Genomic DNA, 24,472 nt, shown 5'->3' with positions numbered 1-24,472 from the left:
ATTGCCCCCGCGTCGAATCAGCATGAAGCATCTGTTCCCCAGCACCGCCCTCGCTCTTTTCATTGGTATCGGCTTCGCGTCGATGTCGACCAATACGTTCGCAGCCAACAGCTGGGACAACCTTCAGCCGGACCGCGATGAGGTGATTGCCAGCCTTAACGTCGTCGAGTTGCTCAAGCGTCATCACTACAGCAAGCCGCCGCTGGACGACGCGCGCTCGGTGATCATCTATGACAGCTACCTCAAGCTGCTGGACCCGTCGCGCAGCTACTTCCTGGCCAGCGATATCGCTGAGTTCGACAAGTGGAAGACGCAGTTCGACGACTTCCTCAAGAGCGGCGACCTGCAGCCCGGCTTCACCATCTACAAGCGCTACCTGGATCGCGTGAAAGCGCGTCTGGACTTCGCCCTGGGTGAGTTGGACAAGGGTGTCGACAAGCTCGACTTCACCCAGAAGGAAACCCTTCTGGTGGACCGCAAGGACGCGCCTTGGCTGACCAGCACCGCCGCCCTCGACGACCTCTGGCGCAAACGCGTCAAGGACGAAGTGCTGCGCCTGAAGATCGCCGGCAAAGAGCCCAAGGCCATCCAGGAACTGTTGACCAAGCGCTACAAGAATCAACTGGCACGCCTGGACCAGACCCGTGCCGAAGATATCTTCCAGGCCTACATCAACACCTTCGCGATGTCCTACGATCCGCACACCAATTATCTGTCGCCAGATAACGCGGAAAACTTCGATATCAACATGAGTCTGTCCCTGGAAGGCATCGGTGCCGTCCTGCAAAGCGACAATGACCAGGTGAAGATCGTGCGCCTGGTGCCGGCCGGTCCGGCAGACAAGACCAAGCAGGTTGCGCCTGCCGACAAGATCATCGGTGTGGCCCAGGCCGACAAAGAGATGGTCGATGTGGTCGGTTGGCGCCTGGACGAAGTGGTCAAGCTGATCCGTGGGCCGAAAGGCAGCGTGGTGCGCCTGGAAGTGATTCCGCACACCAATGCACCGAACGACCAGACCAGCAAGATCGTGTCCATCACCCGTGAAGCGGTGAAGCTCGAAGACCAGGCCGTGCAGAAGAAAGTCCTCAACCTCAAGCAGGATGGCAAGGACTACAAGCTGGGGGTGATTGAAATCCCGGCCTTCTACCTGGACTTCAAGGCCTTCCGTGCCGGTGACCCGGACTACAAGTCCACCACCCGCGACGTGAAGAAAATCCTTACCGAGCTGCAGAAGGAAAAAGTCGACGGCGTGGTCATCGACCTGCGCAACAACGGCGGCGGTTCCCTGCAGGAAGCCACCGAGCTGACCAGCCTGTTTATCGACAAGGGCCCGACCGTGTTGGTACGCAACGCTGATGGCCGTGTCGACGTGCTCGAAGACGAGAACCCGGGTGCCTTCTACAAAGGCCCGATGGCGTTGCTGGTCAACCGTCTGTCGGCTTCGGCTTCGGAGATTTTCGCCGGCGCCATGCAGGACTACCACCGCGCGTTGATCATCGGCGGCCAGACCTTCGGCAAAGGCACCGTGCAGACCATCCAGCCGCTGAACCATGGCGAGCTCAAGCTGACGCTGGCCAAGTTCTACCGGGTTTCCGGGCAGAGCACCCAGCATCAGGGCGTACTGCCGGACATCGATTTCCCGTCGATCATCGACACCAAGGAAATCGGCGAAAGCGCCCTGCCGGAAGCCATGCCGTGGGACACCATCCGTCCTGCGATCAAGCCGGCCTCGGACCCGTTCAAGCCGTTCCTCGCGCAGTTGAAGGCTGACCACGATACCCGCTCCGCCAAGGATGCCGAGTTTGTGTTCATCCGCGACAAGCTGGCCCTGGCCAAGAAGTTGATGGAAGAAAAAACCGTCAGCCTCAATGAAGTGGACCGTCGTGCACAGCACTCCGACATCGAAAACAAGCAACTCGCCTTGGAAAACATCCGCCGCAAGGCCAAGGGCGAAGAACCCCTCAAGGAGCTGAAGAAAGAAGACGAGGATGCGCTGCCGACCGAAGCGGATAAAACCAAGCCGGAAGACGACGCTTACCTGGCCGAGAGCGGCCGGATCCTGCTGGACTACCTGAAAATCACCAAACAGGTGGCCAAGCAGTAAATGATGGCGATTTAATGTGATCGCTCCCTGGAGTGTCATCATATAGACATCATTCTGTCGTGAAATGAAGGACCGTCGGCGTAACGCCCACGGTCCTTTTTTTTCGATCGAGATCGCCATGACTATGACCGAACAGCTGAGTGCATTGGGCTCTATCCTGGCTCAAGGCAGTTTGCACAGCCTGTTCCAACCGATCATCTGCCTGTCAGAACGGCGCATCCTTGGCTACGAAGCCCTCAGCCGCGGCCCGTCGAACAGCCCGCTGCACTCCCCCATCGCGCTGTTCTCGGTGGCGCGCCATGCCGGTCGCCTCAGCGAACTGGAAATGGCCTGCCGCGAAAGCGCATGCCGCCGCTTCAGCGAGCAAAAGCTGCCGGGCAAGCTGTTCCTGAATGTCTCGCCCGAATCCTTGATGGAGACCGCTCATCAACCGGGCCGCACCCTGCAATTGCTGCGCGACTTCGGCATTCCGCCGAGCCAGGTGGTGATCGAACTCACCGAGCAGACCCCCACCGACGATTTCGACCTGCTGCAAACCGCCCTGCACCATTACCGCAACATGGGCTTTTCGATTGCCTTGGATGACTTGGGTGCCGGCTATTCCAGCCTGCGCTTGTGGTCGGAGCTGCGCCCGGATTACGTGAAGATCGACCGCCACTTTATCGACGGTATCCATCAGGATGCGCTCAAGCGTGAGTTTGTCGGCTCTATCCTGCAGATCGCCAGGGCCTCACGGGCCCAGGTGATCGCCGAGGGCATCGAATTGCCGGAAGAGCTGGCGGTATTGACCGAGATGGGCGTCGACCTGGTCCAGGGTTACCTGCTCTGCCGTCCACAGGAGCAGCCGCCACAGGAAGCGCGCCAGATGCTGCCCAAGCCCGACCAGGCCAATGTGGCCCTCAGCGAAGAAGCCGGCGACCTCAGCGCCCTGCTCAGCGAACAACCGGCGGTCGATCAGGACACCGCCACCGCCCAGGTGTTGGAGGCGTTCCGCCGCCAGGCCAACCTTAACTCCCTGGCGGTTCTGGATGGACGCGGCCACCCGGTGGGGATCGTGCACCGGCATTCACTCTCCGATGCGCTGCTCAAGCCGTTTGCCACCGACCTGTTTGCGCGCAAGCCCATCAGCCGGCTGATGAGTACGGATTTTCTGGCGGTAGAGTTGAGCCAGTCGCTGCAACAGGTCAGCCGCCTGCTGACCAGCCGCGCACGGCAACGTATCGAAGAAGATTTCATCATCACCCTCAATGGCGATTACCTCGGCCTGGGCCGGGTAATCGATGTACTCAAGCTGATCACCGAACTGAAAATCCAGCAGGCGCGCTATGCCAACCCGCTGACCCTGCTGCCCGGCAACGTGCCGATCCAGCAGTGCCTGACGCGACTGTTGCAGCAACAGCGAGAATCGGTGATCTGCTACGTGGATATCGACAGCTTCAAGCCGTTCAACGACATCTACGGCTACGGACGTGGGGATGAGGTGTTGCTGTGCCTGGCGCAGTGCCTGAACGACCGGGTCGACCCCAGCCGCGACTTTGTCGGGCACATCGGTGGCGATGACTTTCTGCTGGTATTGGGGCCACAGGATTGGCGCAAGCGGCTCAACCAGCTACTGGACGATTTCCATACCCAGTGCAGGCGCTTCTACCGCGCCGAGCACCTCGACGCCGGCTGCTTCGTGGCGCTGAACCGCCAGGGCGTACGCCAGGAGTTTGCGTTGCTGTCACTGTCGATCGGGGTGGTGCATTTGTATCCACAGGCCTGTGGACAACTCGATGCCAGCCAGTTGGCGGAACTGGCCTCGCAGGCCAAGCACCATGCCAAGGATATGACCGGCTACAGCATCCATGTGATCGACAGCATGGACATGTTGCCCCAGGCACTTTAAGCCTCGGCAGACTCCGGATACTCGTATTCGAACACCCGCACCACTTCCGAGGCATGCCAGGAGGCGGCGGCCACACCATCGGACGGCCCGCTGAAACGCCCCAGGCGCTCCACACACTCAAAGAACCCGGTACGCGGCAGGCGGCTGGCGCCCTGGCTGATCACCAGGGAGCTGCGCAACGGTTGCTCGGCCTTGGCGTCCAGCGCCGCCAGGTGCTCCAAGGCAGCGGCCAGGGTTTGCATCGCCGGCGTCGGAAATTGCAGGCGCTCCAACAGTGCTCGGTAGGTCAGCAGATGGCGCTGGCGGCGCGCCTGGTCCAGTTCGTTAAGTAACCCATCCCAATGTTGACGACTGATACGTAGGCTCAAGATTCATCCCTCCAACCTGCAACGCCTAATTCCCAGGCCAGGCTGCGGCGGATTGCGGCATCCGGCTGACGTTCACCACTTTCGATCAATCCTAGATACGAGGGGCTGATGCCCACGGTGCGGGCCAACGCTTCAATCGCCAGGCCCTTGGCTTCACGCAAGCCGCGCAGGTCTGCGAGCGGGCGCAAATCCTGGTCAGGTGCGGCGTGTGCAGTAGGAGAAGGCGTCGGTGAAGGCTGTTGCTGACCGGCGGCTTTTAGCAGCGCCTGGTACTGATCCCATGGCAACACCGCGTACTCGGGTTCGCCATTGCGTGAAATTATCTGAATATCCATGACCGCCCCGTAGGATAACTGCACTTACTGAGTAAGCTCTTTCCTTAGGAGTGTAATCCTAACAGCCACAAAGGTCGCAGGGGGATAGCCACGTCATCCGTTTTTTTGCGGGTTTTCCTTGGCCAGCAAGGCCGGGGTGGCAGGCAAACGCTCAACCACCGCGAGTTTTTCCGGGCGCTGTGCGTCACGCCAGGCGCGAAACGCGCTCAGTTCACCTTCCAGGGTCTTCATGACCCACGCCAGTACGGCGATGTCGTCGAGCATGCCGAACATGGGGATAAAGTCCGGGATCGCATCAATCGGGCTGAGGAAATACATCAACCCCGCCACCACAGAGATCAGCGCCTTGGGGCTGATGGCTCGGTACTCGCCACGCCAGTAGGCCAGGCACAGGGATTGAAGCAGCTTGAGATCATCCTTGAGCTTACCCAGGCGGTTGCCCTGGCTGGAGCCTTTGGCGGCGACAGCGAACAGCAGGGTCGGCAAACGTCCACGGCCCAGCAAGCGTGCCGCCATGGGCAGGAAACGGGTGAAATTGAAGGGTGGTTTCATCTGTCACTCCAGTTCCATCAAACAGAAAGGTTATCCACACAAATTGTGGATAACCTTGTGAACAGAGCCTGTTTTACCGGCTGAAAGCCACGGTCTACAAGGCTTCCAGTCAGATCGGGCGTTTTTTGCGCACATCAAAAAAACCCAAGAATTCATTGACTTGGCGCAGATGTGCCGATACCCGTACTCGAGTCTTACATCAGACTGTTACAGCGTACGGGCGTTCGATCGGATGTCTACAGGTACTGATTTTGAAAACCCCGAAAACAACAACGCCCCGTCAAGACGGGGCGTTGCGTGTTCAAGCGCCGATTACTTCTTGGCGGCAGGTGCAGCAGGGGCTTCAGCCTTGGCTGGGTCCTTGATGGCCAGCAGTTCCAGGTCGAATACCAGCACCGAGTTTGCCGGGATTGCCGGGCTCGGACTCTGGGCGCCGTAGGCCAGGTCGGACGGGATGTACAACTCGACCTTCTCGCCTACGTGCATCAGTTGCAGGCCTTCGACCCAGCCAGGAATCACGCCGCTGACCGGCAGGTCAATCGGGCTGCCGCGATCCACGGAGCTGTCAAAGGTGGTGCCGTTGGTGAGCTTGCCGGTGTAGTGAACAGTCACCACGTCAGTTGGCTTAGGCTGTGGGCCGTCGGCTTTCTTGGTGATCTTGTACTGCAGGCCGGAAGCGGTGGTGACTACGCCGTCTTTCTTGGCGTTGTCTTCGAGGAATTTCTTGCCGGCGGCTGCCGACTCTTCGCTCATTTTGGTCATGCGTTCTTCAGCACGCTTCTGCAGTGCGGCAAACGCTTCAACCAGTTCGTCGTCTTTGAGCTTCTGCTCTTTCTTGCCGACGGCATCTTCGATGCCTTGGGCTACCGCTTTGGAATCCAGGTCATCCATGCCTTCCTGGGCAAGGCTTTTGCCCATGTTCAGGCCGATGCCGTAGGAAGCTTTCTGCGCCGGGGTTTTCAGCTCTACGCTGGTCTGCGAATCACAACCCGCAAGTACCAGGCTAACCAGGGCCACCGCCGCCGCCAACCGATGCTGTTTCATGCTATTTCCTTGTTCATGCGCCAAAAGGGCATTCGAATAAAGTCGCGAGCTTATCAGGCGGCCACGACCAATGGCTACCGGCATGTGAGCAGGAAACTTCCGATAAGTTCACGTGTTTAAAAGCATTTTCATTCATTATGGGAGCCCGCGACGGATCGCGGGACCGCCTCTCATCTGACTCATGGCCACTTGCCGCACCCGTGGCGTAGTGGCATAACAACGCGACCACTCGACAAGGCCGAGACAAGGATAGCCATCTTGCGCATTTTTTCCCGTGTTTTACTGCTGATACTCATCGCGCTGGGCCTGATCCTGGCCGTGGTGCTGTACTACACCGTCAACCCCAGGCTGCCCGACTACGTGCCGGTGGAACAGGTGCGCTACCAGGACCAATGGAGTGCCGCCGACCGCCAGACCTATTACTTCACGCCCCAGGGCACCCAAGTAAAAGGCCTGCACTACAACTGGTTCACCGCCCTGGAACTGCCGTTCTCCGAGCGGCGTTTTGCCACGCCGGAGTACCTGGCGCGCTTCGGTTTCCTGGTGGACCCCAAGCAGGTACCCACCACGCAAAACCCCGGCAACCTGCCCGTGGGCTTCGCCCGGCACAAAAACGCCGACAGCAACGTCGAGTACCTGGATATTACCTGCGCCGCCTGCCATACCGGCGAATTACACTTCAAGGGCCAGGCCCTGCGTATCGACGGCGGCTCGGCCCAACACGTACTGCCTTCCAGCGTACCCACCTTGCGCGGTGGCAGTTTCGGCCAGGCCCTGGTCGCCAGCCTCGCCGCCACCTACTACAACCCCTGGAAATTCGAGCGGTTTGCCCGCCAGGTGCTGGGGGATCGCTACGACGCCGAGCACAGCCAGTTGCGCGAGGACTTCAAACAGTCGCTGAACCAGTTCCTCAAGGTCGCCTGGAACGACACCCACCGCGGCCTCTACCCCACCGAAGAGGGACCAGGCCGCACCGACGCCTTTGGCCGAATCGCCAATGCCAGCTTTGGCGATGCCATTTCGCCAGACAACTACCGCGTCGCCAATGCGCCGGTGGACTACCCGCAGCTGTGGGACATCTGGACCTTCGACTGGGTGCAATGGAACGGCTCGGCCCAGCAACCCATGGCGCGCAATATCGGTGAAGCCCTCGGTGTAGGCGCGACATTGAGCTTTTTCGACGCCGCCGGCCAACCGCTTCAGGGCGATGCGCGCTACCCGTCGAGCGTCAGGGTGCGTGACCTCAACCGGATCGAAGAAACCCTGCAACGCCTCAAACCACCGACCTGGCCCGAGGACTTGTTCGGCCCCGTCGACAAGCCCCTCGCCGCCCAGGGCCGCGCGCTGTTCGCCGAGAACTGCGCCGGCTGCCATGTACCGGCCGTCACCGAGGAAAATGGCCGCCCGGTGCAGCAGCTGAAAATGCTGCCGGTGGAGTACATCGGCACCGACCCCGGCACCGCCAGCAACATTGCCGACCAGCGCTATGACCTCAGTGCCCTGCAGTGGGACCCGGCGGAACTGGCCAAGCTCAATGTCGAACTGCACCCCACCCCCACCGAGCCGCTGGACCTGAAGAAAATGTCCGTGGCCAAGGGCCTGGCCTACGTCACCGCCTTCGTCGAAGATCACGCCTACCGCGCCGCCGGCGTCACCGCGGCCGAGCGCCCGCGCCTGGATGGCTACGGCCTGCCCATTGGCGTGCGCGAGTTGCGTGCCTACAAGGCCCGCCCGCTGGCCGGTGTGTGGGCGACCCCGCCGTTCCTGCACAACGGCTCGGTGCCGACGATCTACCAGTTGCTCTCGCCTCAGGATGAACGCAGCACCACCTTCTATAAAGGCACCTTCAACTACGACCCGCGTCACCTGGGCTTTGAGACCGCAGCGTTCAAGAATGCCTTCCTGTTCGATACCAAACTCACCGGCAACCACAACAGCGGCCACGAATTCCGTGCCGGCAAGCGTGGCAATGGCGTTATCGGCCGCAGCTTGCTGCCGCAGGAACGCTGGGCACTGCTGGAATACCTCAAAGTGCTGGGCGGCCCGCTGGAGCAACAACTGCCATGATGATCCGATCTCGATACGACCAACCTTCCCTGCTCGCCCGCCTGTGGCTGGGCCTTGGCCGGTTTCTCGGCAAGACCCTGTTGTGGCTGGTGGGCCTCGGCCTGCTCGGCTGGCTGGCGAGCACGGCCTGGTTTGCCTGGCAGCACAGCGGACCGGTGTCGCCGGACGAGCAGATCCCTGCGGGTGAAGCGGCAATGACCCAGGGCATTATCCAGACCGCCGTGCGCATCGTTGACCAGCATCGCGAAGGCACGCGCTACCTGCGCGATGCCCACGCCAAGGCCCATGGTTGCGTGAAAGCCGAAGTCAGTGTGCTGGCCGATCTCGACCCGGCGTTGCGCCAGGGCGTATTTGCCGAACCAGGCAAGACCTGGCAGGCCATGATGCGCTTGTCCAACGGCAACGCCTACCCGCAGTTCGACAGCATCCGCGATGCCCGGGGCATGGCGCTCAAGCTGTTGGATGTGCCGGGCAAACAATTGCTCGCCGACCAGCAGGCCCGCACGGAACAGGACTTCGTGATGTTCAGCCACCCGAATTTCTTTGTCAGCGATGTGGCGGAGTACGCGCAGAACATCGGCGCCCAGGCGGATGGCAAGAAAGTCCTGGCGTTCTTCCCCAAGGCCGACCCGCGCAGTTGGCAGGTGCGTCACCTGTTTATCGCCCTGGCAACCCTGGCACCCGCACCGGCCAGCCCGACACAGACCACCTATTTTTCGGTATCGCCCTACAAGTTCGGCGCGGCCAATGCCAAGTTCCGTGTGGCGCCCGACCCACAGAGCTGCCCGGAATACGCCCTGCCCAAGCAGAACCAGGACCTGCCGAACTTCCTGCGCAGTGCCTTGAGCCAGCAGCTGTCCACCGACCGCGTGCCGGCATGTTTCGTGTTGCAGATCCAGCGGCAGAACCCGCAGAAATTCATGCCGATCGAAGACACCAGCATCGAGTGGAAGGAGAGCGATGCGCCCTACGAGAGCGTAGCCAAGGTGCGGATCCCGGCCCAGGATTTCGATACGCCCGAGCAGAACCTGGCGTGCGACAACCAGTCGTTCAACCCATGGTTTGGCGTAGCCGAGCATCGGCCCATCGGTGGCATCAATCGCTTGCGCAAGGCGGTGTATGAAGCGGTCAGCGATTACCGCCACAGCCGCAACGCCCCGTAAAGACTGCGTAACAATGGGCCCGGCGTCGTAAGGATTGCGTCGGGTCTATTGAGGCGCTTTCGCCGTAACTCTACCGTGGACGCCTACTCCATCACGTAGGAAGCCCATCGTGGAAAGCTCAACCCTAGGCATGATCGTCCTGACCATAATAGCCGTGTTCGGCACTGCGTCTTTTTGCTTCGAGCACTTGACCACGCGCCAGCCACGCAAGAAAAAGGTCAGGTAGCGTCAGCGCAAAGGCAAGGCGCAGAAAGGTCAAATCGCAGGCAAAAAAAACCCGCTCAATGAGCGGGATTTCTGTGGTGACCTGGCGTTCAGTGGGCCAGGTGACCGAATATGGCGCAGCGGACGGGACTCGAACCCGCGACCCCCGGCGTGACAGGCCGGTATTCTAACCGACTGAACTACCGCTGCGCGTAACACGTGAAGCGAATGGTGGGTGATGACGGGATCGAACCGCCGACCCTCTGCTTGTAAGGCAGATGCTCTCCCAGCTGAGCTAATCACCCTTCGTTTCGGTGTGGGCGCATCATACACCAAAAAATCGTAATGTCTTGATTTAAATGCAATTTATTCAAAAAAAGTTCATCGTACGATTTTTTTCCATATTCCAGACAGCAAAAAGCCCGCGATCAGGCGGGCTTTCTGTGGTGACCTGGCGTTCAGCGTTCCAGGCTACCGAATATGGCGCAGCGGACGGGACTCGAACCCGCGACCCCCGGCGTGACAGGCCGGTATTCTAACCGACTGAACTACCGCTGCGCGTAACACATGAAGCGAATGGTGGGTGATGACGGGATCGAACCGCCGACCCTCTGCTTGTAAGGCAGATGCTCTCCCAGCTGAGCTAATCACCCTTCGTCTCGGTGTGGCGCGCATTCTACGGAGCGACCTTGGGTCTGGCAAGCACTTTCTTAAATCTTTTTTTTGAGGCCTTCCAATGGCTTAGGCAGGGTTGGCCTGGGGCGCTATCAAGAGAATAATGCCCCCCTTTGTATAAAGGAGAGACTCACCCCATGTGGTTCAAGAACCTGCTTATCTATCGCCTGACCCAAGATCTGCCTGTTGATGCCGAGGCGTTGGAAGCGGCCATGGCCACCAAACTGGCGCGCCCTTGTGCAAGCCAGGAGTTGACCACCTACGGTTTCGTCGCGCCTTTCGGTAAAGGCGAGGACGCTCCCCTGGTTCACGTCAGCGGTGACTTCCTGCTGATCGCCGCCCGCAAGGAAGAACGCATCCTGCCGGGTAGCGTGGTGCGTGACGCACTGAAAGAGAAAGTCGAAGAGATCGAAGCCGAGCAAATGCGCAAGGTCTATAAAAAGGAACGCGACCAGATCAAGGATGAAATCATCCAGGCCTTCCTGCCCCGCGCCTTTATTCGTCGTTCGTCGACCTTTGCCGCCATCGCGCCGAAACAGGGCCTGATCCTGGTGAACTCCGCCAGCCCGAAACGCGCCGAAGACCTGCTCTCCACCCTGCGGGAAGTGATCGGCACCCTGCCGGTTCGCCCACTCACCGTGAAGACCGCGCCCACGGCCATCATGACCGACTGGGTCACCACCCAGAAACCGGCCGCTGACTTCTTCGTCCTCGACGAATGCGAACTGCGCGACACCCACGAAGACGGCGGCATTGTGCGTTGCAAGCGCCAGGACCTGACCGGCGAAGAAATCCAGTTGCACCTGACCACCGGCAAAGTCGTGACCCAATTGTCCCTGGCCTGGCAGGACAAGCTGTCCTTCATGCTCGACGACAAGATGACCGTCAAGCGCCTGAAGTTCGAAGACCTGCTGCAAGACCAGGCGGAACAGGACGGTGGTGAAGAGGCCCTGGGTCAACTGGACGCCAGCTTCACGCTGATGATGCTGACCTTCGGTGACTTCCTGCCGGCGCTGATCGAAGCCCTTGGCGGCGAAGAAACCCCGCAAGGTATCTAAGCCGTTTGAAGATCAAATTGTGGGAGGGGAATTGCCCCTCACACATTTGATCGCATTTGCACTTCAAGAATCTAATAACAAGGACACCCCCATGCGCGCACTCGCCGCCTTGAGCCGCTTCGTCGGCAATACCTTCGCCTACTGGGTGTTGATCTTCGCCGTTGTCGCGTTCCTCGAGCCCAGCTGGTTCATCGGCCTGAAAAGCGCCATCGTCCCGCTGCTGGGCCTGGTGATGTTCGGCATGGGGCTGACCCTCAAACTTGAAGACTTCGCCGAAGTCGCTCGCCACCCGTGGCGCGTGGCTCTGGGCGTGGTCGCGCATTTCGTGATCATGCCGGGGGTGGCCTGGCTGCTGTGCCAGGCCTTTCACCTGCCGCCGGAAATTGCCGTCGGCGTGATCCTGGTCGGTTGCTGCCCAAGCGGCACCTCCTCCAACGTGATGACCTGGCTGGCCCGTGGCGACCTGGCGCTGTCGGTGGCCATCGCTGCCGTCACCACCCTCCTCGCCCCGCTGCTCACCCCGGCGCTGATCTGGCTGTTGGCCTCGGCCTGGTTGCCGGTGTCGTTCATGGAGTTGTTCTGGTCGATCCTGCAAGTGGTGCTGCTGCCGATCGTGCTCGGCGTGGTCGCGCAACGCGTGCTCGGCGAGCGGGTCCGCCATGCGGTGGACGTGCTGCCCCTGGTGTCGGTGGTCAGCATTGTGATCATCGTCGCCGCGGTAGTGGCTGCCAGCCAGGCGAAAATTGCCGAATCGGGCCTGCTGATCATGGCTGTGGTGATGCTGCACAACAGCTTCGGCTACCTGCTGGGCTACTTCACCGGCCGCGTGTTCAAGTTGCCATTGGCCCAACGCAAGTCGTTGGCGCTGGAAGTGGGCATGCAGAACTCAGGGCTGGGCGCCGCCTTGGCCAGTGCGCACTTTTCGCCGTTGGCAGCAGTGCCCAGTGCGTTGTTCAGTGTCTGGCACAATATTTCCGGGGCATTGCTGTCAACGTATTTCCGCCGCATGAGCGAGAAGGAAGACCGCCGCGTAATGGAGAACACGCCGCAAACTTGATCGCATGATCAATTTTCGGCACTCTACCGAGCTTCGCGGGGACGACCTCGCGACGCTGTCGAGGCGCACAATCCGGGGACGACCCCGCCTATGGAAGCGAGGTCATCATGTCCTGGATCATTCTGTTTTTTGCCGGCTTGTTCGAAGTCGGCTGGGCCGTCGGCCTGAAGTACACCGACGGTTTCAGCAAGCCACTGCCCACGGCCCTGACGATTGCAGCCATGGCCATCAGCCTCGGCCTGCTGGGGCTGGCCATGAAAGAACTGCCCCTGGGCACCGCCTATGCCATCTGGACCGGCGTGGGTGCGGTGGGCACCGTGATTGCCGGGATTGTCCTGTTCGGGGAGTCCATGGCGTTGTTTCGATTGGCCAGTGTGGCGTTGATCATTTGCGGGCTTGTTGGGCTTAAGATCAGCGCTTAGGCCGCTACCGCCATCGGGGGCAAGCCCCCGATGAGTCCGGAACATCCAGCACAGAACTACCTGACACTCCCCCGCAAAACACCCACCACCGCCTGCAACTGCGCAGGCGTAGCCGCCCCCACGGCAACAGGCTCACCCGCCACCAATACCACCCGCGACCAGATCCGATGAAAGAAGCCCTTGTGCGGATCGCGGCTGAAGAAACTCCCCCACAGCCCCTGCAACGCCATCGGAATCACCGGCACCGGTGTCTCTTCCAGGATGCGCGTCACCCCACCACGGAACTCATTCATCTCGCCATCCGCCGTCAATTTGCCTTCCGGGAAGATACACACCAACTCCCCGTCCTTCAGGTACTGGGCAATGCGCGTGAAGGCCTTTTCGTAGATCTGGATATCTTCATTGCGCCCGGCAATCGGAATCGCCCCGGCGGTGCGGAAGATAAAGTTCAGCACCGGCAAACGGTAGATCTTGTAGTACATGACAAAGCGAATCGGCCGACGCACCGCGCCACCGATCAACAACGCATCGACAAACGACACGTGATTGCACACCAGCAACGCTGCGCCTTCGTCCGGGATCAGGTCGAGGTTGCGATGCTCCACGCGGTACATGGAGTGGCTGAGCAGCCAGATCATGAAGCGCATGGTGAACTCGGGGACGATCTTGAAGATGTAGGCGTTGACCGCGATGTTGAGCAGCGACACCACCAAGAACAACTCCGGGATCGACAGCTTGGCCACGCTCAGCAGCAGGATCGACACGATCGCCGATACCACCATGAACAGCGCATTGAGAATGTTGTTGGCGGCGATCACCCGCGCCCGCTCGTTCTCGGCGGTACGCGACTGGATCAGCGCGTACAGCGGCACGATATAGAAGCCGCCGAACACACCCAGGCCAAGGATATCGAACAACACCCACCAGGCTTGGCCGTAGCTGAGCACCGCGAGCCAATCGTTGGCCTGGACGTTCTGCGGGAAACCGCCGGAATGCCACCACAGCAGCAGGCCGAACACCGTCAGGCCGAACGAGCCAAACGGTACCAGGCCGATTTCCACCTTACGCCCGGAGAGTTTTTCGCAGAGCATCGAGCCCAGGGCGATGCCCACCGAGAACACCGTGAGGATCAGGGTCACCACGGTTTCATCGCCGTACAACCATTCCTTGGCGTAGGCCGGGATCTGCGTCAGGTAGATCGCGCCGACAAACCAGAACCACGAGTTACCGACAATCGAGCGCGACACCGCGGGCGTCTGCCCCAGGCCCATGCGCAGCGTGGCCCAGGACTGGGTGAAGATATTCCAATCCAGGCGCAGTTGCGGCGTGGATGCGGCCGCCCGTGGAATGCTGCGGCTGGCCAGGTAACCCAGCACCGCCACGCCGACAATCGCCACCGCCACGATCGGCGCGTAATGGGTGGACGACATCATGATACCGGCGCCAATGGTGCCGGCCAGGATGGCCAGGAACGTACCCATCTCCACCAGGCCGTTGCCACCTACCAGCTCATCTTCGTGCAGGGCCTGGGGCATGATCGAGTACTTCACCGGACCGAACAGCGCCGAATGGGTACCCATGGCAAACAACGCCAGCAGCATCAATTCCAAATGGTTGAACAGGAAGCCTGTGGCACCGACGGCCATGATCACGATCTCGCCGATCTTGATCGCACGGATCAACGCATCCTTGTTGAATTTTTCGCCAAACTGCCCGGCCAGCGCCGAAAACAGGAAGAACGGCAGGATAAACAGCAAGGCGCACAGGTTGACCCAAATGCTGCGGTCACCGTCGATGGTGAGCTTGTAGAGAATCGCCAGGATCAGCGATTGCTTGAAGATGTTGTCGTTGAAAGCGCCCAGCAACTGGGTGATGAAAAACGGCAGGAAGCGCCGTGTGCGCAGCAAGGTGAATTGTGAGGGGTGGCTCATCGTCCGTGTTCCTGCGTGGCCTAATAGTTATCAGGCCACGACTTTACCTAACTCCGCTTACTTATTCCCTAGTCCTGCAATGCACGGCGAAACAAAAAGCTCTCCCTTATAGGCGCCCTGCACGGTGCGCTTGGCCACGATCAGCCACATCAGCGCCAACCCCACCACCAGCAGGCTACCGAAGGCGCTGAAGAAGCCCAGGTGCAGCAGGCTCGCCAACTTCAGCGTGGCCAGGGCGTACACCCCCAATGGGAAGGTAAAGCCCCACCAACCGAGGTTGAACGGGATACCGCCGCGCAGGTAACGCAGGGTGATCAATACCGCGATCAGCATCCACCACAAGCCGAAGCCCCACAGGGTGATGCCTGCGACCAGGCCGAGCCCATTGGCTATTTCACCCACGCCGGACAAGCCATTGGCGGCAAAGATCGCCGGAGCATCGCCGCCCAGCAACAACATGCCCAGGGCACCGGTACCGATCGGGCCCAGCGCCAGCCAGCTCGACGCCGCCATGTTGGCGTGGGGCAGTTTGTGCAGGGCCATGCGCAACATCAGGATGGTCAGGATGCTGAACGCCACCGGCAGGGAAAACGCCCACAACACGTAGCTGGTCACCAGCATCACCAGTTGCGAATGAGCGTCCGCCAGGTGCGGCGCGAGCAAGCCGCCGCTGGCTGCGGCGACTTCGGCCGCCACCACCGGCAGCAACCAGACCGCAGTCATCTGATCGATGCTGTGTTCCTGGCGGGTGAACATCATGAAGGGAATCAGCACACCGCAGGCCAGGGCCATCGCCACATCCAGCCACCACAGGGCTTCGGCCAACGCAATCACATCGGCGCCCCAACGCGGCAGGCCAAACAGCAGCAAGCCATTGAGAATGGTCGCCAGGCCCATGGGGATGGTGCCGAAGAACATCGAGACCGTGGAGTGCCCGAAAATCCGCCGCGCCTCGTGGAAAAACATCACCCAGCGCGCGGTATACAGGGCACTGAACAGAATGAACAGACCAATGGTGAACCACCACAGTGCTTCGGCAATGGCCTGCACACCTGGCAGGTTGACCGGCCATTGCGCCAGGGCCAGCGCCAGCACACCGGTGCCCATGGTCGCGGCGAACCAGTTGGGGGTGAATTGGCGAATCACTTCCCGAGGCCGGGTCAGGTGACTGAAGGGTTTGTAGCTGATGGTCGTCGAGCAGTTCATGATGGCAATCCTCTTCCTCGCATGAGGTTGAGGCCATGGTAGAACCTGATCGATTATCTATATAACGGGTAATATCTCTAACTGTTATCTACTTTACAGATATGCAGGCCGCCTTGGATTTTGCCGAATCCTGCAGCAGCAAGGCGACCAACGCCCCGAGGGCCAGCAGGATCAGTACAGCGCCGTAACCGTCGGTGGTGACGATCAGGCCAAAGCTGCGAATCAGGTTGCCCGCCAGCAGCGAAGGTAAGCAGAACGCCAAATAACTCAGCACATAGAATGCCGACATCAAGCCTGCCCGTTCATGGGGCAAAGCCAGCGGCACCACACTGCGCAATGCGCCGAGAAAGCCGGCGCCGAAGCCGCTGCCGGCGATCAATGTGGCGATAAAAAACAGCGGCAGGCTGGCGCTGTGCACCGCAGTAAGGATCAGCGCCACCCCCACCGCCAGCAGCGTCGCGCCCAGGCGCAGCACCTTGCTGGCCGGGCGATTGCGCAGGGTGAAGATCATCAGCGCGCCACTCAACGTCAGCACCGCCACCAGGCCGCCACCGATAAGGTTCGATGTAGAGCCTGTCGCCGCCCGTACCAGCGACGGCGCCAGGGACAGGTAAAAGCCCCCCATCGCCCACACCGCCACGTCCACCGGCAATGACAGCCACAACGCGCGACGCGCCTGGGGCGGCACATGCAGCGTGGGGCGCAGGGAGGCCAGTGCACCGGGAATACGATCAACGGTTTCCGGCAGGCGCCACACATACAGCGCCTGCATCAGCATCAGCGCCAGCAGCGTCCAGTAGATCAACTGCGTCGGCAGTGGCGCGAACTCCGCCAGCACGCTGCTGCCCATCGCACCGCACGCCATGCCCAGCAGCGGTGCCACGCTGTTGACCAGCGGGCCCTGCTGGCGGTCGGTGTCGAGCAAGGCCGCGCCCAGCACCGCCGTGGCCATGCCGGTGGCAAACCCCTGTACGGTACGCGCAGCGATCAGCCAGGCCACGCTGTCTTCATTGATAAACAGCAGCATCGCCAACATATTCAGGACCAACGCCGTAAAAATCACTGGCCTGCGTCCCAGGTGGTCCGACAGCGAGCCCACGGTCAACAGCGCCGCCAACAGGCTCAAGGCGTACACGCCAAAGATCAGCGTGAGCGTGCCCGCCGAAAAATGCAGACCCTCCTGGTACAGGTGATACAACGGAGTCGGCGCACTGGAAGCGGCGAGAAACGTCAGCAACGTGACCGCGAGGAACACCAGGCTGGAACGATGAGAAGTGAGGCTGGACATGGGCACGCTCCGCTAAAGCTAATTTTTTGCTTTTGCGGAGTGTGCTACTCGCCGGCGCTTAAAGCAAATTCTTTGTGTTAAGGTCACACGCATGGCGATAAAAGAAGGCCTCCGCCCGGGGGGCCGCAGTGCCCGGGTACAGGAATCGGTCCATTCGGCCGTGCGTGAATTGCTCGAAACCCATGAGCGCTCCAGTGTCACGGTGCCGATGATTGCCGCGCGCGCAGGCGTAACGCCCTCGACCATCTATCGGCGCTGGGGCGACCTCTCGGTGCTGCTGGCGGATGTGGCCCTGGCGCGTATGCGCCCCGACAGCGAGCCCGCCAACACCGGCAGCCTGCGTGGCGACTTGCGGGCGTGGGCCGAGCAATACCTGGATGAGATGAGTTCGGAGCCGGGCCGCAACATGATGCGCGACCTGCAATGCAGGGGGACGCCGGGCTACTGCGTGAGCATCTTGAGTGGGCAGCTGCAGGCGATTGTCGACCGTTATCCGCACCAGTCGCCACCGAGCGTGGACCACTTGATCAATCTGCTGGCAGCGCCGACGGTGTTTCGTATTCTGTTCTCAAGCGCGCCGCTGACGGTTGAAGAGCTGCACGCGCTGATCGAGCTGGCACTGAAAGCCTGAAGACCTGACACAAAAACCAAATGTGGGAGGGGGCTTGCTCCCGATAGCGGTATGTCAGTCAGCTTATCTGTAGCTGACACATCGCAATCGGGAGCAAGCCCCCTCCCACATTTTTTGACCGCGTTTTATCAGGTACGCATCCCGCGCCCGCTCACCAGCAGCTTGGCGCAACCGATATACAACACCACAGTCGCCACCAGCATGAAGGTGATCGCCACGCTGATCTTGATATCCGACACGCCCAGGATGCCGTAGCGGAAGGCGTTGACCATGTGCAGCACCGGGTTGGCCAGCGACACGGTCTGCCAGAACGGCGGCAGCAAGGTGATGGAGTAGAAGACCCCGCCCAGGTAGGTCAGCGGCGTCAGCACGAAAGTCGGGATGATCGAGATGTCATCGAAGTTGCGTGCAAACACGGCGTTGATAAACCCCAGCAGCGAGAAGATGGTCGCCGTCAGCACCACCACCAGAATGGTGACGCCGAGGTGATGCACCTGCAGGTGGGTGAAGAACAGTGATAGCAGCGTCACGATCACGCCCACCATCAAGCCGCGCAGTACGCCACCCAGGGTGTAGCCGATCAAAATGGTATGCGGCGACACCGGCGAGACCATCAGCTCTTCGATGGAGCGCTGGAACTTACTGCCGAAGAAACTGGAGACCACGTTGCCGTAGGAGTTGGTGATCACCGACATCATGATCAGGCCCGGCACGATGTACTCCATATAGGTGAAACCACCCATGTCGCCGATCTGCCGGCCGATCAGGTTACCGAAGATCACAAAGTACAACACCATGGTGATCGCCGGCGGCAGCAGGGTCTGCGGCCAGATCCGGGTAAAGCGCTTCACTTCGCGGTAGACGATGGTCTGCAGTGCGACGAGGTTGGGTTGCAGCTCAGAACTCATACCGCCACCTTCGTCAGATTTTTCTCCACCAGGGACACGAACAACTCCTCAAGGCGATTGGTTTTATTACGCAGGCTCAGCACGTCGATGTTCTGCGCCGCCAACTGGGTGAACAACGCAGTGATGCCCATGGCTTTATCCACCTGGACTTCCAGGGTGTGGCTGTCCACCAGGCGGCTGGGGTAGCCGAGCAGTTGCGGCGGTGCCGACAGGTTGTTCTTCAGGTCGAGCAGGAAGGTTTCCACATGCAGTTGGCCCAGCAGGTTACGCATGCTGGTGTTCTCGACGATGGTGCCGTGGTCGATGATGCCGATGTTGCGGCACAGCTGCTCAGCCTCCTCCAGGTAATGGGTGGTGAGGATGATGGTGATGCCCTTCTCGTTCAGCTCGGTGAGGAAGGTCCACATCGAACGACGCAGTTCGATGTCCACGCCGGCGGTGGGCTCATCGAGGATCAACAGGCGCGGTTCATGCACCAGTGCGCGGGCAATCATCAGGCGACGCTTCATGCCGCCGGACAGCGAGCGGGACGGCACGTCGCGCTTGTCCCACAGGCCCAACTGGGTCAGGTATTGCTCGGCGCGCTCCTTGGCAACTTTCGCCGGGATGCCGTAGTAGCCAGCCTGGGTCACGACAATGTCGAAAGTCTTTTCGAACTGGTTGAAGTTGAATTCCTGGGGCACCACACCGATGGAGCGCTTGAGCGCCGCCGGGGATTTGTCCAGGTCGTGGCCGAAGATATTCACCGTGCCGCTGGTCTTGTTGACCAGAGTGGAGAGGATACCGATGGTGGTGGATTTGCCGGCGCCGTTGGGGCCGAGCAAGGCGAAGAAGTCACCTTCGGCAACGTCCAGATCGATACCACTCAGGGCCTGGAAACCGTTGCCGTAGGTTTTGGTTAGCTGCCGGATGGACAGAGCGGAACTCATATCGGAATACGCACCAAAGAAGGGAATAGAAAGAGTAGATGAGGGCGCAGCGCAGGTAGTTCAACGGCGGCGCATGACAGGCATGGTGCTTGCCCGCGCCGCACAAGTACAGTCACCTGTATTAATAGTCAGTATTAAGTCAACGCGGTCATGACCGCCTTGCGGTAGGCCGGGCGCTGTTGCAGACGCTGGTACCAGGCCTCTAGGTTGGGCATCGCAGGGCGTTCGATGGGCATCTCGAACCAGGCGTAGATAAAGCAGCCGAGGGGAATATCACCTACGCCGAAGGTGTCGCCCGACAGGTAAGGCTGCTCGGCCAATGCATTGTTCACGGTGCTCAGTGCATCGATACAGGCCTGACGCCCGGCGTTGATGCTGTCCCAGTCCTGCTTCTGCGCCGGGGTGCGCACAACGCCCCAGAACACGGCCTTGAACGGCTCGGCGAGGGTCGAGGTGGTCCAGTCCATCCATTTCTCGGCGCTGGCACGCGCCTGCAGGTCGCTCGGGTAGAACGCCGACGCGTGCTTGGCGCAGAGGTAGCGCACGATGGTGTTGGACTCCCACAACACAAAGTCGCCATCCTCGATCATCGGCACGCGGCCATTCGGGTTCAATGCCCGGTATTGCGGCGTGTCTACCACGCCAAAAGCCCCGCCCGCATCAATTGCCTCATAGTCCAGGCCGAGTTCCTCGGCGCACCACAGTGCTTTCCTGACGTTTGATGAATTTTTACGACCCCAGATCTTCAGCATGACCGCGCCTTTTTGTTGATGAACATGGCTGGATGAACGCAGCAGCATACGCCGGTTCACCCGCGGCTCAAATCGCTCGGCAAGTCGCCCGACAAGATCGGCATCTGTTCAGCAAACAGGTGTGGGTAACATTTCTCCAGATGGGCGAAGAAGAAATCCTCGGGCACATCGGGAAACTGCCCATGGTCCACCACGTACTCCATCGAGCGCTGCCCCTGGCGGTTGAATGCATGGAATACGCTGTCGCTGATCCCGTCGAAGTCCAGTGGTGGTACGTCGAACACCTCACAGAGTTGGCGGTTGAACGCCGGCGTCGCCTTGACCCAGCGGCCGTCCAGGTAAAGCTCGGTGTAGCCATGCATGGCAAACACATCGCTTTTGAGCAACGCGATCAGGCGCGGTGTCGACAGGTGATTGCGCACATCCGCAAGACCGATGCGCGCCGGGATGCCGCAGTGACGGGCGCAGGCGGCGAGCAAGGTGGCCTTGGGCACGCAATAGCTTTCGCCGGCGGCCAGGGCGAAGCTGGCATTCAAGGTGGCGGGATCGCGGCTGAAGGTGTAGGGGTTATAGCGAATCGCCTCACGCACGGCGTAATAGAGACTGACCGCCTGGTCACGTAAATTCGCGCTGGAGCCGCGGTGTTTTTCGGCGAACTCCACCACCGCAGGGTGGTCACTATCGATGAAGCGGCTGGGACTCAGATACGTATCCATGAGCTTGATCTCCGAAGGAAGCCTGGAGTTTAACGACAGGTCCGCCACGGAGATAACGACGATTCGGCCAAATGTCGGCGCCTGATGCCAGGTGTTCCCAGTACAACTTGTAACACCCTGATCACCCCGCTTGTTCGGATGCCGACTAAGCTCCCTGGTGGTTTCGCCCCTGGTTTCACGGAGGATTGAATATGCTGTTGTTGTGGATACTGGTTCTGGTGGTCGGCATTGCCTACCTGGCACATCGCCGCGTCGCCCCCCTGCCCGCCCTGGGCGTGGTCGCCGTTTACCTGCTGGCGATGGGCGCCTGGAGCCATGCACCGGGTTGGCTGCTGCTGATTTTCTGGGTATTGATCGCTGTGGTGGCCGCGCCCTTGCTGCTGCCGGACCTGCGCCGCCAATACTTCACCAAGCCGCTGTTCAGCTGGTTCCAGAAAGTCTTGCCGCCGATGTCCGAGACCGAGCGCGACGCCATCGACGCCGGCACCGTGTGGTGGGACGGCGAACTGTTCAGCGGTCGTCCCGACTGGGACAAGCTGCTGGCCTACCCCAAGGTGCAACTGACCGAGGAAGAACAGGCCTTTATCGACGGTCCCACCGAAGAACTCTGCGCCATGGTCAGCGACTGGGAAATCGGCCAGGCCATGGACCTGCCGCCGGCAGCGTGGGAGCACATCAAGACCCACGGTTTCTTCGCCCTGATCATTCCCAAGGAATATGGCGGCAAGGGCTTCTCCGCTTATGCCCACTCCCAGGTCGCGATGAAACTCGCCACCCGCAGCGGCGACCTGGCCTCCACAGTGATGGTGCCCAACTCCCTCGGCCCGGCCGAATTGCTGTTGCATTACGGCACCGACGAACAACGCAACCACTACCTGCCACGCCTGGCGCGTGGCGATGACATCCCCTGCTTCGCCCTCACCGGCCCGCTGGCGGGCTCCGATGCCGGCGCCATGCCTGACACGGGGGTGATCTGCAAAGGCGAATGGGAAGGCAAGGAAACCCTCGGCCTGCGCCTGAACTGGGAAAAACGCTACATCACCCTTGGCCCGGTCGCGACCCTGCTGGGCCTGGCCTTCAAGGCCCACGATCCAGACCACCTGCTGGGTGAAGAAGAAGACCTGGGCATCAGCCTCGCACTGATCCCTACCGACACCCCCGGTGTGGAAATCGGCCGTCGCCACCTGCCCCTCGGCGCCGCGTTCATGAACGGTCCGAACTACGGCAAGGACGTGTTCATCCCCTTGGAATACCTCATCGGCGGCCAGGAAATGCTCGGCAAAGGCTGGATGATGCTGATGAACTGCCTGTCGGTCGGCCGTTCGATCTCCCTGCCCGCCGTGGGTACCGGCGCCGCCAAGTTCACCAGCCTGGTCACCGGCCAGTACGCCCAGGTGCGCGAGCAGTTCAACGTACCGCTGTCAGCCTTCGAAGGTATTCAGGAAGCCCTGGCGCGCATCGGCGGCAACGCCTGGCTGATGGACAGCGCACGCATGCTCACCGCCAATGCCGTGGACCTTGGGGAAAAACCCTCGGTGCTGTCGGCGATCCTCAAGTACCACCTGACCGAACGCGGCCGCGAGTGCATCAGCCACGCCATGGACGTACATGGCGGCAAGGGCATCATCATGGGCCCGAACAACTACCTGGGCCGCAGCTGGCAGGGCGCGCCGATCTTCATCACCGTGGAAGGCGCGAACATCCTCTCGCGCAACCTGATGATCTTCGGCCAGGGTGCCATCCGCTGCCATCCGTTCGTGCTCAAGGAAATGGCGCTGGCCGGGCGTGAGGACCACGATCAGGCGCTGAAGGAGTTCGACGGGCTGCTGATGCAACACATTGGTTTTGCCGTGAGCAATGCCGCCAGCACCCTGGTGCTGAACCTCGGCGTGGGGCACTTCGAGAAAGCCCCGGGCAACCGTTTGAGCCAGGGTTATTTCCGCGCATTGAACCGCCAGGCTGCCGCGTTCGCGCTGCTGGCGGACCTGAGCATGATGCTGCTGGGTGGCGAGTTGAAACGCCGCGAACGCCTGTCGGCACGCCTCGGTGACGTGCTAAGCCATATGTACCTGGCGTCGGCGGCACTCAAGCGTTACCACGACCTGGATTCGCCGGATCACTTGGAACCGCTGTTCGCCTGGGCCATGGAAGAAAGCCTCGGCGAGTCCGAGCGTGCGTTGGATGAGCTGCTGAGCAACTTCCCGAATAAAGTGCTGGGCTGCCTGCTGCGGGTGATTGTATTCCCGTTCGGGCGTCGCCATACCGGTCCGTCCGATGCGCTGGATGCCGAAGTGGCCGCGGTGATTGGCCGCGCCAAAGGCGACCCGACCCTGGAAGAATTGCTGGCCGGCTGCTACCGCCCACAATCGGCAGAAGATCCAGTGGGCGCTCTGCAACACGCCTACGATCTATTGGGTGCCAGCCATCCATTGCAGAAAAAACTGCACACCGCGCTCAAAAGTGGCCAGGTCAAACCCGCTGCCGGCGAACATGCGATCGATGCCGCCCTGCACGCCGGTGTGCTGCAACCGGCGGAAGCGCAGAGCTTGCGCGACGCCGAAGCGGCACGGCGCAAGGTGATCGACGTGGATGATTTCAGCAAGGAAGAGCTGGTACACGCTGAAGGTAAAGTCCGCTGAGTCCGGCGGTCATATAAAAACGGGCGCGAGAGGCATATACTCTCGCGCCCGTTTTTGCTTTAGAGGACTTATCTCGTGTCCAACGTCGTTGCCGATCATCTCGTCTTGCTCGACCACCTGCGCAGCATCCTGGTTGCCGTCGGCGAAGCCGAACAGGTGCCCGAGGAAAGCCACACCCTGTTCCTGGAGCGCTTCGACGAACTGCGCGCCCTGCTGCCGATCGACCCGATCGAAAGCCAGTACCTGGGCCAGGACCTGATGAGCCAGGTCATCCTGCGCTACCCGCAGATCGCCCACCTGGTCCCGCGCGACCTGCTGTGGTTCTTCGGCGGCGATTGCCTGCACTTCATGCCCGACGAAGAACTGGACCTGTACCAGGCCCTGGAAGAGCGTCGCTTTGAAGCCGAACAAAACGACGAACCCTTCGACTGGAACCAGGAAAAGCAACTGCTGGCCATGCCGCAGGACCAAAGCAAACACTGATTGTTCAAGACACTGCATAACTGAATGCGGGAGGGAGCAAGCCCTCCTCCCA

Annotated in this window: 21 protein-coding genes and 4 tRNA genes; 10 read left to right on the top strand and 15 right to left on the bottom strand. The window is 60.7% G+C overall.

The features are described 5' to 3' along the window. The first annotated feature begins 22 nt into the window (after positions 1 to 22). Complete coding sequence (locus PspCFBP13509_RS25640; protein WP_174562728.1) at positions 23 to 2,104, top strand: carboxy terminal-processing peptidase; 2,082 nt, start codon at positions 23 to 25, stop codon at positions 2,102 to 2,104. Between the two features lie 118 nt (positions 2,105 to 2,222). Next, a complete protein-coding gene (locus PspCFBP13509_RS25635; RefSeq protein WP_043293707.1) occupies positions 2,223 to 3,992 on the top strand; it encodes a bifunctional diguanylate cyclase/phosphodiesterase in 1,770 nt (589 codons plus the stop codon). Here the strand turns inward: PspCFBP13509_RS25635 and PspCFBP13509_RS25630 are convergent. From PspCFBP13509_RS25630 to PspCFBP13509_RS25615, 4 genes are all read right to left on the bottom strand, one after another. Continuing rightward, positions 3,989 to 4,360, bottom strand: coding sequence for a hypothetical protein (locus PspCFBP13509_RS25630; RefSeq protein WP_005786715.1), 372 nt, complete (start codon positions 4,358 to 4,360; stop codon positions 3,989 to 3,991). The two genes, PspCFBP13509_RS25635 and PspCFBP13509_RS25630, sit on opposite strands and share 4 nt — an antisense overlap. After that, on the bottom strand, positions 4,357 to 4,695 hold the full coding sequence (locus tag PspCFBP13509_RS25625; protein ID WP_065924556.1) for a helix-turn-helix domain-containing protein: 339 nt from the start codon (positions 4,693 to 4,695) through the stop codon (positions 4,357 to 4,359). Before PspCFBP13509_RS25625 ends, PspCFBP13509_RS25630 begins: the two co-directional genes overlap by 4 nt. A 93-nt stretch (positions 4,696 to 4,788) precedes the next feature. After that, positions 4,789 to 5,247, bottom strand: coding sequence for a YkvA family protein (locus tag PspCFBP13509_RS25620; protein ID WP_027607108.1), 459 nt, complete (start codon positions 5,245 to 5,247; stop codon positions 4,789 to 4,791). 312 nt (positions 5,248 to 5,559) lie between these two features. Beyond that, positions 5,560 to 6,291: an FKBP-type peptidyl-prolyl cis-trans isomerase gene (locus tag PspCFBP13509_RS25615; protein ID WP_012723274.1), complete on the bottom strand. Its 732-nt coding sequence runs from the start codon at positions 6,289 to 6,291 to the stop codon at positions 5,560 to 5,562. 258 nt (positions 6,292 to 6,549) lie between these two features. On the opposite strand from PspCFBP13509_RS25615, the gene PspCFBP13509_RS25610 reads away from it, so the two are divergent. Together PspCFBP13509_RS25610 and PspCFBP13509_RS25605 are read left to right on the top strand one after the other, a co-directional pair. Next, positions 6,550 to 8,358 carry a di-heme-cytochrome C peroxidase gene (locus PspCFBP13509_RS25610; RefSeq protein ID WP_065924527.1) on the top strand — a complete coding sequence of 603 codons (1,809 nt, stop codon included), beginning with the start codon at positions 6,550 to 6,552 and terminating at the stop codon, positions 8,356 to 8,358. Beyond that, positions 8,355 to 9,521: a catalase family protein gene (locus PspCFBP13509_RS25605; RefSeq protein WP_065924526.1), complete on the top strand. Its 1,167-nt coding sequence runs from the start codon at positions 8,355 to 8,357 to the stop codon at positions 9,519 to 9,521. Before PspCFBP13509_RS25610 ends, PspCFBP13509_RS25605 begins: the two co-directional genes overlap by 4 nt. A 337-nt stretch (positions 9,522 to 9,858) precedes the next feature. Here the strand turns inward: PspCFBP13509_RS25605 and PspCFBP13509_RS25600 are convergent. From PspCFBP13509_RS25600 to PspCFBP13509_RS25585, 4 genes are all read right to left on the bottom strand, one after another. Continuing rightward, positions 9,859 to 9,935, bottom strand: a tRNA-Asp gene (locus PspCFBP13509_RS25600). Between the two features lie 19 nt (positions 9,936 to 9,954). Next, a tRNA-Val gene (locus PspCFBP13509_RS25595) sits at positions 9,955 to 10,030 on the bottom strand. 176 nt (positions 10,031 to 10,206) lie between these two features. Then, a tRNA-Asp gene (locus PspCFBP13509_RS25590) sits at positions 10,207 to 10,283 on the bottom strand. Positions 10,284 to 10,302: 19 nt separating this feature from the next. Beyond that, positions 10,303 to 10,378 (bottom strand) — tRNA-Val (locus PspCFBP13509_RS25585). Positions 10,379 to 10,537: 159 nt separating this feature from the next. Here PspCFBP13509_RS25585 and rdgC point away from each other — a divergent pair. The 3 genes from rdgC (at position 10,538) to sugE (ending at position 12,937) form a co-directional block, all read left to right on the top strand. Beyond that, on the top strand, positions 10,538 to 11,458 hold the full coding sequence (rdgC, locus tag PspCFBP13509_RS25580; protein ID WP_065939896.1) for a recombination-associated protein RdgC: 921 nt from the start codon (positions 10,538 to 10,540) through the stop codon (positions 11,456 to 11,458). A gap of 91 nt (positions 11,459 to 11,549) precedes the next feature. Further along, the gene (locus PspCFBP13509_RS25575) at positions 11,550 to 12,515 is read left to right on the top strand and encodes a bile acid:sodium symporter family protein (protein ID WP_065924524.1); all 966 of its coding nucleotides are present in this window, start codon (positions 11,550 to 11,552) and stop codon (positions 12,513 to 12,515) included. Between the two features lie 107 nt (positions 12,516 to 12,622). Beyond that, positions 12,623 to 12,937 (top strand): quaternary ammonium compound efflux SMR transporter SugE, encoded by a 315-nt coding sequence (gene sugE / locus PspCFBP13509_RS25570; RefSeq protein WP_027607103.1) that lies wholly within the window; start codon positions 12,623 to 12,625, stop codon positions 12,935 to 12,937. Between the two features lie 56 nt (positions 12,938 to 12,993). Here the strand turns inward: sugE and PspCFBP13509_RS25565 are convergent, their stop codons facing one another. The 3 genes from PspCFBP13509_RS25565 to PspCFBP13509_RS25555 all read right to left on the bottom strand — a co-directional run bounded on the left by PspCFBP13509_RS25565 (position 12,994) and on the right by PspCFBP13509_RS25555 (position 17,362). Next, positions 12,994 to 14,868, bottom strand: a complete 1,875-nt coding sequence (locus PspCFBP13509_RS25565; RefSeq protein ID WP_065924523.1) for an MFS transporter — start codon at positions 14,866 to 14,868, stop codon at positions 12,994 to 12,996. A gap of 57 nt (positions 14,869 to 14,925) precedes the next feature. After that, entirely contained in the window at positions 14,926 to 16,074 is a 1,149-nt protein-coding gene (locus PspCFBP13509_RS25560) for a TDT family transporter (protein ID WP_137212862.1), read from the bottom strand. An 88-nt stretch (positions 16,075 to 16,162) separates the two neighbouring features. Further along, positions 16,163 to 17,362, bottom strand: coding sequence for an MFS transporter (locus tag PspCFBP13509_RS25555; RefSeq protein WP_065947284.1), 1,200 nt, complete (start codon positions 17,360 to 17,362; stop codon positions 16,163 to 16,165). A 91-nt stretch (positions 17,363 to 17,453) separates the two neighbouring features. Here PspCFBP13509_RS25555 and PspCFBP13509_RS25550 point away from each other — a divergent pair, with 91 nt between their 5' ends. Beyond that, positions 17,454 to 17,993, top strand: a complete 540-nt coding sequence (locus PspCFBP13509_RS25550; protein WP_065924520.1) for a TetR/AcrR family transcriptional regulator — start codon at positions 17,454 to 17,456, stop codon at positions 17,991 to 17,993. Between the two features lie 128 nt (positions 17,994 to 18,121). Here PspCFBP13509_RS25550 and PspCFBP13509_RS25545 read toward each other — a convergent pair whose 3' ends face one another. The 4 genes from PspCFBP13509_RS25545 to PspCFBP13509_RS25530 form a co-directional block, all read right to left on the bottom strand. Beyond that, a complete protein-coding gene (locus PspCFBP13509_RS25545; protein WP_012723134.1) occupies positions 18,122 to 18,901 on the bottom strand; it encodes an ABC transporter permease in 780 nt (259 codons plus the stop codon). Continuing rightward, positions 18,898 to 19,830: an ABC transporter ATP-binding protein gene (locus PspCFBP13509_RS25540; protein WP_027607098.1), complete on the bottom strand. Its 933-nt coding sequence runs from the start codon at positions 19,828 to 19,830 to the stop codon at positions 18,898 to 18,900. Before PspCFBP13509_RS25540 ends, PspCFBP13509_RS25545 begins: the two co-directional genes overlap by 4 nt. A 134-nt stretch (positions 19,831 to 19,964) precedes the next feature. Next, positions 19,965 to 20,582 (bottom strand): glutathione S-transferase family protein, encoded by a 618-nt coding sequence (locus tag PspCFBP13509_RS25535; protein ID WP_137212861.1) that lies wholly within the window; start codon positions 20,580 to 20,582, stop codon positions 19,965 to 19,967. 56 nt (positions 20,583 to 20,638) lie between these two features. Then, positions 20,639 to 21,298 carry a transglutaminase-like domain-containing protein gene (locus tag PspCFBP13509_RS25530; RefSeq protein WP_065924519.1) on the bottom strand — a complete coding sequence of 220 codons (660 nt, stop codon included), beginning with the start codon at positions 21,296 to 21,298 and terminating at the stop codon, positions 20,639 to 20,641. Positions 21,299 to 21,489: 191 nt separating this feature from the next. Between PspCFBP13509_RS25530 and PspCFBP13509_RS25525 the strand changes: the two genes are divergently transcribed. Next, a complete protein-coding gene (locus tag PspCFBP13509_RS25525) occupies positions 21,490 to 23,937 on the top strand; it encodes an acyl-CoA dehydrogenase (RefSeq protein ID WP_137212860.1) in 2,448 nt (815 codons plus the stop codon). Between the two features lie 75 nt (positions 23,938 to 24,012). Then, positions 24,013 to 24,420, top strand: coding sequence for a PA2817 family protein (locus PspCFBP13509_RS25520; RefSeq protein WP_010567536.1), 408 nt, complete (start codon positions 24,013 to 24,015; stop codon positions 24,418 to 24,420). The last annotated feature ends 52 nt before the right edge of the window (positions 24,421 to 24,472 follow it).

Source organism: Pseudomonas sp. CFBP13509, assembly GCF_005233485.1.
GTDB lineage: Bacteria > Pseudomonadota > Gammaproteobacteria > Pseudomonadales > Pseudomonadaceae > Aquipseudomonas > Aquipseudomonas marginalis.
This window is presented reverse-complemented; position numbering and strand designations above follow the sequence as displayed.

Coding starts and splice junctions, on each gene's coding strand:
- PspCFBP13509_RS25640 (WP_174562728.1), top strand. CDS start 23: ATGAAGCATCTGTTCCCCAGCACCGCCCTCGCTCTTTTCATTGGTATC.
- PspCFBP13509_RS25635 (WP_043293707.1), top strand. CDS start 2,223: ATGACTATGACCGAACAGCTGAGTGCATTGGGCTCTATCCTGGCTCAA.
- PspCFBP13509_RS25625 (WP_065924556.1), bottom strand. CDS start 4,695: ATGGATATTCAGATAATTTCACGCAATGGCGAACCCGAGTACGCGGTG.
- PspCFBP13509_RS25620 (WP_027607108.1), bottom strand. CDS start 5,247: ATGAAACCACCCTTCAATTTCACCCGTTTCCTGCCCATGGCGGCACGC.
- PspCFBP13509_RS25615 (WP_012723274.1), bottom strand. CDS start 6,291: ATGAAACAGCATCGGTTGGCGGCGGCGGTGGCCCTGGTTAGCCTGGTA.
- PspCFBP13509_RS25605 (WP_065924526.1), top strand. CDS start 8,355: ATGATGATCCGATCTCGATACGACCAACCTTCCCTGCTCGCCCGCCTG.
- rdgC (WP_065939896.1), top strand. CDS start 10,538: ATGTGGTTCAAGAACCTGCTTATCTATCGCCTGACCCAAGATCTGCCT.
- PspCFBP13509_RS25575 (WP_065924524.1), top strand. CDS start 11,550: ATGCGCGCACTCGCCGCCTTGAGCCGCTTCGTCGGCAATACCTTCGCC.
- sugE (WP_027607103.1), top strand. CDS start 12,623: ATGTCCTGGATCATTCTGTTTTTTGCCGGCTTGTTCGAAGTCGGCTGG.
- PspCFBP13509_RS25565 (WP_065924523.1), bottom strand. CDS start 14,868: ATGAGCCACCCCTCACAATTCACCTTGCTGCGCACACGGCGCTTCCTG.
- PspCFBP13509_RS25560 (WP_137212862.1), bottom strand. CDS start 16,074: ATGAACTGCTCGACGACCATCAGCTACAAACCCTTCAGTCACCTGACC.
- PspCFBP13509_RS25555 (WP_065947284.1), bottom strand. CDS start 17,362: ATGTCCAGCCTCACTTCTCATCGTTCCAGCCTGGTGTTCCTCGCGGTC.
- PspCFBP13509_RS25550 (WP_065924520.1), top strand. CDS start 17,454: ATGGCGATAAAAGAAGGCCTCCGCCCGGGGGGCCGCAGTGCCCGGGTA.
- PspCFBP13509_RS25545 (WP_012723134.1), bottom strand. CDS start 18,901: ATGAGTTCTGAGCTGCAACCCAACCTCGTCGCACTGCAGACCATCGTC.
- PspCFBP13509_RS25540 (WP_027607098.1), bottom strand. CDS start 19,830: ATGAGTTCCGCTCTGTCCATCCGGCAGCTAACCAAAACCTACGGCAAC.
- PspCFBP13509_RS25535 (WP_137212861.1), bottom strand. CDS start 20,582: ATGCTGAAGATCTGGGGTCGTAAAAATTCATCAAACGTCAGGAAAGCA.
- PspCFBP13509_RS25530 (WP_065924519.1), bottom strand. CDS start 21,298: ATGGATACGTATCTGAGTCCCAGCCGCTTCATCGATAGTGACCACCCT.
- PspCFBP13509_RS25525 (WP_137212860.1), top strand. CDS start 21,490: ATGCTGTTGTTGTGGATACTGGTTCTGGTGGTCGGCATTGCCTACCTG.